The sequence below is a fragment of the Dysgonomonas termitidis genome, from assembly GCF_054657735.1.
Map to the genome: position 1 here is coordinate 160850 of NZ_BAAHYD010000002.1, position 14428 is coordinate 175277.

Below are 14428 nucleotides of genomic sequence, written 5' to 3' on the forward strand. Positions count from 1 at the left end.
GCCGTGCAATGGCTATTAAGCTTGACTGCACGGCGGATTTGTACAATTAAGGGGTGAATACGGGTACTTTTTCCGGGTCCGGGTTTTGTTCTATATTAGGATTGTTTGTCATTTCATACTTTGGTATTTGTAAGATAAGCTTGTTAGAATTGACTGGGATATCCGCTGAATAGTAATGTCCGCCATGCGCCTTGTCTTCATCTCTCTTGATAGCTTTCTGTAGCCGCTTGACATCCCAGAGGTCAATACCTTCCCCATACAATTCCTTTCTTCTTTCCAGGAGGATCGCATCCCGCAGGTTATCGGATGTAGTAGTTACCTTACCGCCCCGAAGGGTTTGGATATTGTTCAATATGGTCAATGCCTGTGAGTCGTTGAGATGTGCTCTGGCTTCGGCCTCAACAAGATACATTTCTGCTGCTCTCAGGTCGCACATATCAGATAATATAGGCTGTCCGCCCAGTCGCCTGTCATTGAATTTGTCGCTAATATACCAGTCGGGCTGGGCTGCGATTTTTCTGAATTGGTATCTGGCATCGGAGGGGGTAATAATGTTTTCTACAAAATTGGTTGTCGGATAAAACATTTTGGCATTCCATTGGGTCCCTGTTTCCCAATACCATACACAACCGATAGAGTTGTAATACCAGTTATCATCGTCAGTCTGTTTATATCCCAGTATCCATTCGTCATTTTTTTCGCAGAACCCGTTTTTGTACTGCGCATTACTCATCAACGGATATTTTGAAGTGATTTGCATTGCCGCATCTCTGGCCTCTGTCCACATATTCTTGGTCAGGTACATGTCTGCCAGCAAGAAGTAGGCAACATCTTTGTCATAGTAGGTCCAATCGGGGCGGTTAAAGTCCGCCAGAAGTGCTATAGCGTCTTTCAGGTCATTTTCGATCCGGGAATAAACTTCTTCTACACTTGCTCTTCCTTTCGGTACTGTAGCCGCGTCTGACGGTTCTATGTAAAGAGGTACACCCGGTTTGTTTTTCGCTATTATATAAGTGTGCTGATATAGGCGCACCAGATTATAATAGCATCGTGCTCTGATAATCAGAGCCTGCCCTTTTATCTGGTTTTCGAGGGTGGGAGCATTATGAGCGTTCGCTATCAGTAAATTAGTATTGTTTATAATCTCATAGTAGTTCTGGAAAAATCTGGAAGCAAAGTTTCCATCCGATAAGTATGATGATGGAAGGAAACGGTAAGCCCCGTTAATCTCGTTTCCGGCAGCCGGATAAGAGGCAATATCGATACTGCCTACACCGGTCGAATAAGATTTCATGCCAATGGGGCTGGATGCGTGAAGATCACCATTCCCATCTTTCATCTTCCTGTATGTTCCGGTTAATAACATTTCCAATCCAGTCTGGCTTGTAAGGACAATATCATCGCTGAGTTCTACTGACGGATTTGTGGTGAGAAAGTCGTCGCAACCCGAAAAGAGTACGGCTCCGGTTATCAGAGCTATTGGTAATATATATTTGATTTTCATAAGAATATCGATTTAAAGATTAGAATTGAAAATTGATACCAAAATTATAGGTTTTCCTTACAGGTAGTCCGGCATAGTCGCCCACGATTCCACCCAACCCTACATTTTCGGGATCTGTACCATGATTTTTAGCAGTCCCCGATGTAAGGAGGTTTTCTCCTATTACAAATATACGCAGACCATCTATACCCCATTTCGATATCAGAGTTTTTGGGAAGTTGTATCCGACAGTGATATTCCTTAACCGCAGGAAATCGTTATTGTAGAGATACTGAGTGCTGTATGCCGCATTGTAGGCTGTTCCGCCTTGTTCGGCATATACTTTAGGTACAGAAGTGATATCACCCGGTTTTTGCCATCTTTTTTCTGTAAATTCGGTACTGGCATTGGATCTGAAAGCACCGGACGATTCGGCATAATGAGCGTCATAGTATTTGGCTCCAAAACTGTAATAGATCATGAAGGAAAGGTCGAAATCCTTATATCTGAGTGAATTGGTAAGGCTTCCATATATTTTAGGTAGCGCGCTTCCGGCTTTTATATACTGTTCGGTAGGGACAACATCGGTGTGGTTCGCTGTAACCTCACGTCCGGTTATATTTCCATCGCCATCGAAAGAATATTTATACCATGTGTTCCGTCCGGTCTCGGGGTCCACTCCTGCCCATACGGGAGCATACAGATCGTACATAGAACCTCCTACTTTTCTTTTATACATGGCTGCATGGTCATAAATAATGTCTTCGCCTGTAGGGAGACTGGTAATCTTGTTTTTATATCCACTTGCGTTGAAGGCGATTGCCCAGTCCAAATCTTTTAGTTTTAATGCATGGTATTTCAGGTCGATTTCATATCCTGTATTTTCCATATCCCCGATATTAGCCAGGTAAGATGTTTTACCGATAGAATATGGCAGTGGTTTTTCCATCAACAGGTCTTTGGATTTTCTTTTGTATATTTCGGCTGTAACTTCAAGTTTATCGAACAAAGTGAATTCCAGTCCGAGATTGGTTTGAACATTGGTTTCCCATTTCACTTCTGGTGTAGCCAGTTTACTTACTGTCACCCCACTGTTTCCGAAATAATTGGAAGTGCCGTAAAGTCCCTGATAAGCATACAGGTTAACGTTGTCATTTCCTACTTCGCCATGACTGAATTTTAGCTTCAGGTTTGATAACCAGTCGGATGTAGATTGCAGAAAGCTTTCCTGTGAGATTCTCCACGACGCGCCTACCGACCAGAAATTTCCCCAACGATGATCCGGATGAAAACGAGACGATCCATCGGTCCTGTAACTTCCAGTGACATAGTATTTATTATCGTAGTCGTATTCAGCCCTTGACAAGACACTGACCAGCCTGTATTTATCTTTCCATGAATCTGCTACTGCTGCACCGGATGCCGACGACTGCTCCGTCATGTTTACCATGGCCAATCCCCTGCGGTTGGAATACCACTCACTGTCGACCCATTGGTACGATTCGGCACCTGCTAATGCATTAACGGTGTGTAATCCGAATTTCTTTTCGAAAGACAGGAAATTATTGAATGTTTGCGCAATATATCTTTTTCCGCTTCTATCAATAAGTCCGTCTCCTGGTTTTAAAGCAGTGCCCCTTTCCGGAGAACGGTTCCACGAATTAAACGTTTGCACATAGTCGTAGCCGTAGGATATGCGGTAAGACAGGAACGGTAGAACAGTTACATTTGCAGAAGTCTTGGCAAATACCTGGTCCGTTTTATTTTTGGTTTGTTCAACCAGATATCCGAATGCACTCCAACCTATCCACCAGTTGCGGCTTTGTTCGCCTACGTCGAGTATTCTGTTTTTAGTATATGGGCTCACAGCATAGTCGTTTGTGTTGTGATCCCAGATGTATGCCGAGTAAACCGTAGGGAAATTTCTGAAAGCTCTGAAAGGAGTGGATGTGTTATAGTTTGTGCTGGTAATATATGCCAATGAATTTTCCAGTGATAGCCAGTTCTTTACTTTTGATGATAACTGGAACCGGGTATTGAAACGCTTGTAATGTTCTCCTACATAAATACCTTTATCGTCAAGCATCGATGCAGTGGCAAAATATGTATTCTTATCTCCTAATCCACCGCTCAGGTCGATGCTGTAATCTTGTTTTATACGGTGTTTGAACGATTCGTCATATACGTCATAGTCATATAGGCGCTGTGCCTCAGGTTTTATTTTTCCATCCAATCCTACAGGATAATCCGTATTCCAGTCCGACAGGTATTTTCTTGTTGTTCCGTCTTTTAGTGTAGTATTCGATTCGAGCCAGTATATGCCTGTTACATTGTTGTATGCATATTGCCTTGCTTCGGCATCTGTGTATTTACGTCCGTTGATGGTCATATAGTCCATAGCATCGTTATATAGTCCTTCAAAGGTAAGTTCATATTGCCTTTGAGGGCTACTTTTTTTCGGAAAGGCAACAGCAAAATCACTCGTACCCCAATTAGCCCTTACATTTATTTTGGTTTTGCCTGTTTTCCCTTTTTTTGTTGTAATGAGGACTACTCCGTTCCCGGCACGGGAACCGTATAATGTTGTTGACGCAGCATCTTTCAGTACGGTTATGCTTTCTATCTCAGAAGGAGAAATGGTATTTAAATCTCCGGAATAAGGTATTCCGTCCACAACGTATAACGGATCGTTGCTTGCGGTCATGGAACCTAATCCACGGATCATTATAGATGCATTCGCCCCCGGCGCACCGGAACTGTTTATTACCTGTAATCCGGGGCTTAATCCTTGTAAACCCTGGGATAAATTTACCGGCTGAACTTTCTCAAAGACCTCGGAACCGATAACAGTGGCCGATCCTGTAAATGATGCTTTTTTAGCTGTACCGTAGGCCACGATCATCACTTCTTCCAGCATCGTTACGTCTTCTTCCAGAGTGATATTGATATTTTTCTGGCCGTTAAGTCCGATTTCCTGTTTTTGGTATCCAACAAAGGATATAACCAGTATGCAATTTGTATTTGTCACGTTTAAAGAGAATTTGCCGTCAGCATCTGTCGTTATTCCGTTAGTCGTGCCCTTTTCTATCACCGATACACCGATTAGGGCATCACCGCTTGTATCGAGCACAGTTCCGGTAACCGTCGTCTTCGATTGTTGTATTTCTTTACTGTTTCCGGCAATTGATACCTGAGGGCGGGTCAGTCCGCTCAGCATAACACATGCCAGTATCATGCAACAAGCTGTTCTGTGTTTGATTCTTAGGAGGTTTGTTTTCATCTTTAGATTTAATTAGTTTCAAATTAATAAATTACTAACCACTAGTTTAAATGTGTTTTTCTTCTGGTTTACTTCCTGAGTTTGAGGAATAGGCTTTCGTGAGGTTCCAATACTTTGCTCAATGGGCTATCAGTAGTGCCCATATCTTGCTGCGTCCATATATTTTTGATTTTTCGTGGTGCACGTTTCATGTATAATGAGCCATTTTCGAGGCTTTCATCATATACGGTGTCAAAATTCCAGTTGTAGTTGAGGTCTACCTTAAAATTGTTACGGTTGATAAATAAGAATGCTACATCGCCATCAGACAGGGCTTTTACAAGGATGTCGATCCCATTGAGTTCTACAAAGCGGAATGCAGGTTTACCCTGTTTATCCTGATTGATAGCAATTGCTTCCTTGTTCAGGAGAATTTCTTTGGTGAGGGAATCCATACTACGGATATCATTGCCTGCCATCAGGGGAGCAGACATCATACTCCAGATAGCGAAGTGCGAACGGTACTCATGCTCTGTTTGGCCTCCATTACCGATTTCGAGCATTTCCAGATCGTTCCAGTGTCCGGGTCCGGCATATTGATTAATTGTGAGGGCTTTGTCTAATATTTGCAGGACACCTACTCCTCCCCAGTTGAACTTGCAATCGTAACAGTCGCGTATATCGGCTGTAATACGCCATAGATGACCGATGCCTTTACCCCATTCCCAGGGTTTGTTTTCGCCCCATTCGCATATGCTGAATACGATAGGCCTGCCACAGGCCTTTAATGCGTCGCTCATTGTTTTGTAGGCGGCTTTTGCATCTTGTCCTTCATTGTAGCACCAGTCGTATTTAAGGTAGTCTACACCCCATCCGGCATACTGGTGTGCATCCTGAAACTGGTATCCGCGGCTGCCCGGTCTTCCCTGACAGGTTTTGCTTCCTGCACAGGAGTATATCCCGAATTTGAGTCCTAAACTATGGACATAGTCGGCAACCGGTTTCATTCCGTTCGGAAAATGATCTTTATCTACTATGATATTTCCTTTCTCATCGCGTCCTGTTTGCCAGCAATCGTCAATCACTACATATCCGTAGCCGGCGTCTTTCATTCCTGATGAAACAATGGCATCGGCCATCTCTCTAATAAGCTTTTCGCTGACGTTGCATCCGAATTTATTCCAGCTGTTCCATCCCATTGGTGGAGTTTGGGCAAGTTTGTCAAATTCTGAAATGACTGATTGGTCTTGTTTTCCGAATTCCTGTTGGGCAAAAGAGAAATTACAGATACCTATTAACAAAAAGGATGTGATAATGCTTTTCATAATATAATGACTTTTAGATTCCGGTAATTATAGAGGAATTAAAGCGGGTGATTCCTCTATTGCAAAAGACGTTAAAATATGTTGAACGCATATGCAACGAATCTCCAGAACAATGCAAGAATTATCCAAATTACTTTTTTAACTATGCTATGAAAATCAAGGTTAATTATTTATAGATGAATAATTTATATTTGTCTTTGTAGGATTGTGCTATCTTTTTGAAATTTTGTGTTATCGGAAAAAGTGCGATATTTACACTTAAAACCTTTATACTATATGAAAACACGGATATTAAAGACATTCCTGATGATAGTATATTTTTTTCTTTTTACTTTTCCACTCACAGGAATAGAACTGAATTTTAAATATTATTTTGTAGAAAACGGGCTGTCGTCGAATACGGTATATGCTATTGAGCAGGATTCGAGAGGTTATATATGGATAGGGACAGAGGATGGACTCAATCGTTTCGACGGATATAATTTTCATTCATACAGGAATATACCAAGAGACAGTACATCTATTGTGAATAACTACATATACAGCCTTTATGAAGATGTAACCAAAAAACTATGGGTAGGGACTGAAACGGGGATTTCTATTTATGACTATCAAAGCGACCGTTTCCGCCCTTTTACGAAAAGAACAAAGGAGAACATTCCGATTAATGATAAGATACAGAATATTTTATCCGATGAGAATGAAAATATATGGATAAGTTCATTTAAGCAGGGAGTATTTTTTTATAGCAGACACACGGATGTATTAAAATTTTATTCTTTTGATAAATATATAAAAAACAAACAGGAACCGATTTTTACGACCTGTATTTACAAAGACCGGGATAATACGATATGGGTATTAGCCAATAATACAATATATCAGTTATATAAATTAGACAAGAAGAAAGATGAGTTTGTTCCTGCATTTCCCGATACTGCACCTGAGCTTTTAAATAAACTTGGCTCATACAGCATGCTTGAAGATACTTTCGGGACATTGTGGCTCGGAACCTGGACTAATGGACTTTTCGAAATAGATAAGAAAACCGGAATTAAAGGTAATTATCTGAATACAGAGAATATAGATAAAATATTGCACATTCATTCTTTGACGGAATACGAACCGGGAAAGCTGTTGATAGGCTCGAATGATGGATTGACTTCTTTCAGTGTATCGCCTGTCATCGGCAATAAGAGAGAGTCCCATATCAAGGAACCGGTACTCTCGAACCGCTTTGTTTATCCTATATATAAGGACCGGGAAGGCGGGCTTTGGATAGGCACTTATTATGGTGGTATCAATTATGCATCTCCTAACAGAAATTATTTTACAAGTTACACGTATGACAGATATGAGAATTCGATTAGTGGTAATGTGGTGAGTACATTCTGCGAAGACGCGTCCGGCAACTTATGGATAGGGACGGATGACGGGGGACTGAATTTTTTCAATACCAGGACGGAGAACTTCATCGCTTATAAACCGGATAAAGGAAGAAACAGCCTTTCTTATCACAATGTACATTCCCTTTGTATATATAATGACGCCTTATGGATAGGAACATATTCGGGCGGGCTGAATGTAATGGATTTTAAAACAAAGAAGTTCAGGTGTTATTATAATAATCCGTCAGACTCTACTTCTCTGGATGCCAATAATATATATGCTTTATATAAGGATTCACGCAATAATCTCTGGATTGGGACTACAACAGGCGTAAACCTATATGACCGCAAAACGGATAGTTTTATTCGCATGAAAAAATTGAATACATTGATTATAGATATACTTGAGGTAGGGAATACGATCTGGGTTGCCACTATAGGAGACGGTATACATATCTATAATACGGATACAAAACAGTGGCATGCCTATAAATTCGACCCTGAGAATAAATCTTCTCTGATCAGTAACGATGTTATTTGCTTTTGCCTCGATGAGTCCGGTCAGCTATGGATAGGAACGAATAGTGGTTTATGCCGGTACGATGCACAAAAACAGTGCTTTATACAAATGTCAGTTAATTTTCAGAGCAATGCGATTTGCAGTATATTCAGCGATAATGGTTCCCTGTGGATAGCTACTACCCGCGGGCTGTTAAGTTTCGATCCTAAAACCAGTCAATACCGTATTTTTACAAAAGGTGACGGATTGTTGAGCGATCAGTTTACAGGGAAATCCGGGATAAAAACTTCTTCGGGAAGAATCTATTTGGGGACAGCGACCGGATTTAATGCCTTTTATTCTAAGCAGATTGTAATAAACCGTTCTATTCCGTTAATAGAGATTACGGATTTCCAGTTGTTTAATAAGTCAGTGAATATTTATAACTACATCTCATATGGCGCGGACAGCGTCCGGCAGATAACATTACCGTATAATAAGAATGGCTTTAGTTTCGAGTACACAGCTCTAAGTTATTTTGCCCCCGAAAAAAATGAATATGCTTTTATGCTCGAAGGTTTCGATAAGCACTGGAACTATGTAGGCAAAGTGCGTAAGGCAGCTTATACGAATATACCTCCGGGTGAATATTACTTCAAGGTTAAGGCATCAAACAATGATGGTATCTGGAATGATACGGGACTAAAGATTAAACTCGTGATTACTCCCCCATTCTGGTGGAATAAATGGTCTGTCAGCTTCTATATATTATTGGCTATGGCAGCATCGATAGCTTTCCTCACTTATGTGAGGAACAGGGATGAAAAGAGAAACAGGGAAAGGATAGAGAAAATAAAAAATGAACAGGAAAAAGAGGCTTATAACTCTAAAATTAACTTCTTTACTTCTATTGCCCATGAAATACGCACTCCTGTGAGCCTTATAATAGGGCCATTGGAGCAAATTATAGAAACTTCGGATACATTGCCCGAAAATATAAAGGGCGATCTGAATATTATAGACCGTAACAGCCAGAGGCTTCTTACTTTGGTAAACCAATTGCTGGACTTCAGGAAGATAGAAAGAGAAACGATACAGATAACTTTGTCGGACCAGAATATATATGAATTTTTATTGAGTATGTATGACCGCTTCAAATCTTATGTGGAACATAAGCATATTAAATTCGTATATACATACGATAATAAAGACTTTCGTACTGCGATAGATGTAGAGAATCTGACAAAGGTGGTTAGTAATCTGCTGAACAACGCATCTAAATATACGAAGGATTATATTGAACTTATGCTTTGCTCTGACCTTGGAAACAATAAATATATGATATCTGTAAAAGACAATGGAGAAGGTATATCTGAAAATGAACAGGAGAATATTTTTAAGCCATTTTATCAGATATCCGGTAACCATAAGGCTGGTACGGGCTTGGGGCTCTATCTGGTAAAAACGATTGTGGATGCCAGCAATGGGAGTATTGATATTGAAAGTGAACCCGGTAAAGGGCTTTCGGTATCTGTCACACTCCCGGTAAACACTGTAAACATGGAACAAACGATTGATAAGGAAAGAGAGCCGCATGAAGAGGTATTGAAAAATGACTTAAATGCCTATCAACCAGATATTAATTTAAAGGAGCCTCTGTCGGAAGAAGATAGGCTGACTATCCTGATTGTAGAAGATAACCCGGATATGCGGGAGTTTATCAAAAAGAATATGGCTACAACATATAATGTGCTTTTGGCAAAAGACGGCTTAGAGGGTATAAAATTGCTGGAAAGAGAGGAAACCGACCTGATTATAAGCGACATTATGATGCCCAATATGGATGGAATAGAATTCTGTAATAAGGTAAAGAGCAGTTTACTCTGGAATCATATTCCTTTGATAATGCTGACAGCTAAAACCAATATTGCATCGAAGATCGAGGCTCTGGAAACAGGAGCCGACGCGTATGTAGAGAAACCGTTTTCGATCTCATTCCTTTCAGCACAGATAAAAAATCTACTCGAATCGAGACGAAACCTGTTGAAGAAATTTACGGAGACACCATTTGCTTCTTTAAGAAGCATTGCAGGGAACAGAGGGGACGAAGAGTTCCTTACAAAGGTAAATGATGTTATAGAAAGGAATATTGCAAATGTAGACTTCACAATCGAACAGTTAGCCGAAGAGCTTCATATCAGTAGTTCCGGCTTATTTGCCAAGATAAAGAACCTGTCGGGTATCACCCCGAATAAACTGCTGCTGATGGTGAGGCTGAAAAGAGCGACGGAATTATTGAATGAAAATAAGTACCGCGTAAACGAGGTCTGCTATATGGTCGGATTTAATAATCCGTCGTATTTTGCCAAATGTTTCCAAAAACAGTATGGAGTATTACCATCCGATTTTCTGGAGAGGCGGGATAAATCCTGACATTATTCTTTCGTTTTGGATAGCCTGTATTCTTTCGGCGACAAGTCATATTGCTTCGAGAATTCCCTGTAGAAGTATGACTTATTGGTAAATCCGGATTTGAACATGATCTCGGATACGGTCAGTTTCGTTGTTACCAATAACTGTGATGCGTAATTGAGCCGGATTGTTCTTACAAATTCGCTGGGGGTCTTATCTGCCATGTCCTTTAATTTCCGGTACAATGTTGCTTTACTCAACCCAAGAGCGTCGGCTATTGCATTCGGGTTTAATGATTCGTCGTCCATATTCTTCTCAATGAATGACACTATCTCCTGCAACAACTGTTCATCATCCTGATGAATTGTTATACCGTCTTTTACAGTAATAGATGAAAGGCTTGAATTGAAAAAGTCTTTCAGCACGGAACGTTTATTGATCAGGTTTTGTACGGTAGTCAATACATGGCGCGGATGGAAAGGCTTGGTAATATACAGATCCGCTCCATGTTGATAGGCGTTGATATGGTCTTCCACAGAGCTTTTCGCCGATACATTTATAATTGGGATATGCGCTGTCTTCGGATCGGATTTGAGTTTATCAATAAGTCCTATTCCATCCATATTCGGCATCAGCACATCACTTAATATTATGTCGGGCATATTCTGTCCGATCATAGACAAAGCCTCTTCCCCGTCTCTCGCCTCACTGACATTATAGTAAGGGCTTAATATGTCTTTGAGCAGTTCCCGTATATTCTTTTCGTCTTCGACAATCAAGATAGAAATGTCTTTCTTATCATACATTTGCGGACTTATAGTTATCCGGTCATCATCTTGGCTGTCTATGGAAGAAATAAGCTGATTGGATTTCATCGGAGGAATATCTATTTCGAACATGACGTATTCTCCCAGTCTGCTGGATACCCTGATCTCCCCGCCGAGCATTTCAGTCAGGCTTTTAGTCAGTCCTAGTCCGATGCCTGTACTTGTCGAATTCTGTAACTTGGATGTTTCCAGGATTTTAAAGCGGTTAAACACTTCGGCCATCTGCCTGTCCGTTAGTCCCTTCCCTGAATTCCTGATACTTATATGCAGATTATTGTTTTGTGTAACGCTGATATGTATGAAGCCATTCGCCGGGGTATATTTGAAAGCATTAGAAATAAGATTGAATATAATTTTTTCCAATGAATTACGGTCGGTAATAATAGCAGATATACTACCCGTTTCCACCCTGAATTCTATTTTGTTTTCCTGCGCTATCTCCGTATAGTTATCCGTGATATATTCTATTAAAAGTTTTATATCAATACTTTCCGGGTGCAGAGGTGCGTGTCCCGATTCTACTTTCCGGAACTCCATCAGTTCGTTGATCAGCTTTTGCATCCTGTCGGCATTGTTCTTTATTATCTGTATATACCGTTTTGTGTACCCGTCGAGATCCGCTTTTTCGAGCAAATGCTGCGCAGGTCCGTATATAAGGGTGAGCGGAGTAAAGAATTCGTGAGCGACATTCGTGAAGAAATTAAGTTTCGACTCGTGCATTTTTTGCTGGTTCTGCTTTTCGATATGTTCGAGCAGTAATTGCCTGTTGAGCCTTATCCTGTTTCTTATTACGGAATATGCTATATACACGATGATAAGGGCCAGAATAGTATATATAATAAAAGCAACTGTACTCAGCCACCACGGATATGCCACATCTATACTTAAAGTATATATATTATCACCCCATACCCTGTCGCCGTTTGTCACTTTTACTTCCAACCGGTATTTTCCGGGAGGCAATTTTGTGAATACAATGTTAGGGTTGTTGCCGTTGTTTATCCATTCATCGGAAAAGTTGAGCAAACGATAGTCATATTCACAATTTTCGTTGTTGATGAAATCATGCGCAATGAATGAAAATGTTACATATGCTTCGTCATATGCCAGTTTTAATGTATTATCATTTATGCGTTCATTTATATTTTGCGCCGTGTTGAATATTCTAAGATTACTCAACCCAATAGATGGGTTAAAGTCTCTCAGATGTATTTTTTCCGGGTTGAAATGGTTGAATCCGTTCACCCCTCCGAAATAGAGAATCTTATCTTCATCCTTATAATAGGCTCCGTCAGAGAATTCATCGTTCTGAAGCCCGTCCTTCGATGAATAGTTTGTAACACTATTGTCAGAAAGATTAATGTGGGAAATTCCCTGATTGGTACTGATCCATATACCTCCTGTTTCATCCTCAAGGATACCGTGTATTGTATTGTTGGCCAGTCCTTCCCTTTCTGTATATTCCCGTATTCCTGATGGATTATTATTCAATTTGAGGCGATTAAGTCCATAGCTTGTGCCAATCCACAGGCTTTCTGTATCCCTTGTCAGGGAAAGAACGTCGTTGTTTGTCAGGGAGAGATTATTGTCTATATCTTCTATCCGTTCAAATGATTTATCTTCTATATTAAACCGGCTTATGCCTCCTCCACGCGTGCCCAGCCATAACTGGTTTTTATCCACTCCCGAAGTTATTGAGTATATGACATTGTTATTAAGGGAATTATGTTTGTCGGCAGATGTGTATTGTTCTATGCCCTGCACTTCATATTGGTTTGCTCTTTTTGTCAATGCTATTTTTATCAGCCCGTAGCCGGATGTCCCTAGCCATAACAACGAGTCATTATTTGTAAAATGGATGCTGTAAACTGCTCTAAAGACAGGATGCTTCGCCGGAATACTTAATCTGTACAATTGCTTATCTTTCGATAATATGTTGATACCTTCACCTTCAGTACCGATGAATATGTCTCCCGATTGGTTCTTTTTTATTGTATATACAGAATTTGATATTAATCCCGAATTGATATTTAAGAAGTCGGATAATTTCCCTGTTTCCTTTTCTAATATCTTGATCCCGTCTCCCTTCGTTCCCACTAATATTTCATTCCGGTTATACTGACAAAAGCTTCTTACCGGATGGTTCGTATAAACTGTTTTGAACGGAGAGTCATACTCATATACCTTAAGTATGCCTTGCCCGTCTGTTCCTATCCAAAGTATATCCTGACTGCCTGAAAAAAGCGAGAATATAGATATTCTGGGAGAAATACTTTGTATTGGCTGATATACTTTCGTATCCAGATTATAGGTTTCACAGCCTCCTTCGTAATAACTTATCAATAAGTTATCCTTATAATACACAACCTGGGAGATAGTCTTGTCCTTGTCAAAGTCAATGGTACTCGGATAAAGGTTCTTGTCATCTATTATTTTCAGATATCCCGGATAGTTCAGTACCAGCATATTATTATGTAGCATAAATATATTGGATACAGGCTTTTCCTGCTCTAAATATCTGGGCTGGGATAATTTAATCTCTTTATCCTGATATAGTAATTTAGACTGTTGCAATTTTCCGTTTTCATATAAGAAATATATATTATCGTTTCCATCAATCGCAAAGGTCTTGACAGTACCGTCAATCAGGGAATGGTTGACAGGGATAAACATCTGCTGTACGGCATCGAAACGGAATAATCCTTGCTGCTTTACATAACATATAATATCTTTCCGGGAAGTAATTCCAATGAGAAAAGACCTCTCTTGCTTCGGTATCTGATGTTCTGTCCCTAGAAAATAATTCGTAAATCCCTGAGACTGTTTATCCCATCTGTTCACACCGTAATCCGTCGCTATCCAGAGATAGTTTGGGTCTGATTCCAGAATTTGCCGGATTACATTATTGCTTATCGAGGATTTGTTATTCCGGTTGTAACGATAGGTTTTAAAATCTCTTCCGTTATACGAATTGAGGCCGTCCCATGTGCCTATCCATATTGTTTGTTCCGAATCCTCGAAAATACAGTTTACAGAATTATTGGACAGCCCGTCGGTATTCGACAGTTGTTTAACTGTATTCTGGGAATAAGCAATCGTGGGTATTATAAAGAAACAGAATATAATACCGGAGATAATGGAATATGTGGTTTTGAATAAATTCATATTACAAAGATATCAGCATATCGAATCGCAAATTTAAACGAAATATGTTGTATAGCATGTGTATACCCTT

The 14428-nt window shown here is 40.2% G+C and carries 5 protein-coding genes; 1 reads left to right on the forward strand and 4 read right to left on the reverse strand.

Going from position 1 to position 14428, the window contains the following annotated elements; translation table 11 throughout:
- Positions 1–46: 46 nt before the first annotated feature.
- The 3 genes from ACYQ3L_RS05035 to ACYQ3L_RS05045 all read right to left on the reverse strand — a co-directional run bounded on the left by ACYQ3L_RS05035 (position 47) and on the right by ACYQ3L_RS05045 (position 6067).
- Positions 47–1504 (reverse strand): RagB/SusD family nutrient uptake outer membrane protein, encoded by a 1458-nt coding sequence (locus ACYQ3L_RS05035; protein WP_379994617.1) that lies wholly within the window; start codon positions 1502–1504, stop codon positions 47–49.
- A gap of 19 nt (positions 1505–1523) precedes the next feature.
- A complete protein-coding gene (locus ACYQ3L_RS05040) occupies positions 1524–4763 on the reverse strand; it encodes a SusC/RagA family TonB-linked outer membrane protein (RefSeq protein WP_379994616.1) in 3240 nt (1079 codons plus the stop codon).
- Between the two features lie 68 nt (positions 4764–4831).
- Entirely contained in the window at positions 4832–6067 is a 1236-nt protein-coding gene (locus ACYQ3L_RS05045; protein WP_379994615.1) for a glycoside hydrolase family 27 protein, read from the reverse strand.
- A gap of 276 nt (positions 6068–6343) precedes the next feature.
- Between ACYQ3L_RS05045 and ACYQ3L_RS05050 the strand changes: the two genes are divergently transcribed.
- Positions 6344–10387: a hybrid sensor histidine kinase/response regulator transcription factor gene (locus ACYQ3L_RS05050; protein ID WP_379994614.1), complete on the forward strand. Its 4044-nt coding sequence runs from the start codon at positions 6344–6346 to the stop codon at positions 10385–10387.
- Positions 10388–10389: 2 nt separating this feature from the next.
- On the opposite strand, the gene ACYQ3L_RS05055 is transcribed toward ACYQ3L_RS05050, so the two are convergent.
- The gene (locus ACYQ3L_RS05055) at positions 10390–14358 is read right to left on the reverse strand and encodes a response regulator (protein WP_379994613.1); all 3969 of its coding nucleotides are present in this window, start codon (positions 14356–14358) and stop codon (positions 10390–10392) included.
- Positions 14359–14428 lie beyond the last annotated feature (70 nt).

What these genes read in the sequence shown, in the direction of transcription:
- ACYQ3L_RS05050 (WP_379994614.1), top strand. Translation starts at nt 6,344, where the DNA reads ATGAAAACACGGATATTAAAGACATTCCTGATGATAGTATATTTTTTT.
- ACYQ3L_RS05045 (WP_379994615.1), bottom strand. Translation starts at nt 6,067, where the DNA reads ATGAAAAGCATTATCACATCCTTTTTGTTAATAGGTATCTGTAATTTC.
- ACYQ3L_RS05040 (WP_379994616.1), bottom strand. Translation starts at nt 4,763, where the DNA reads ATGAAAACAAACCTCCTAAGAATCAAACACAGAACAGCTTGTTGCATG.
- ACYQ3L_RS05035 (WP_379994617.1), bottom strand. Translation starts at nt 1,504, where the DNA reads ATGAAAATCAAATATATATTACCAATAGCTCTGATAACCGGAGCCGTA.
- ACYQ3L_RS05055 (WP_379994613.1), bottom strand. Translation starts at nt 14,358, where the DNA reads ATGAATTTATTCAAAACCACATATTCCATTATCTCCGGTATTATATTC.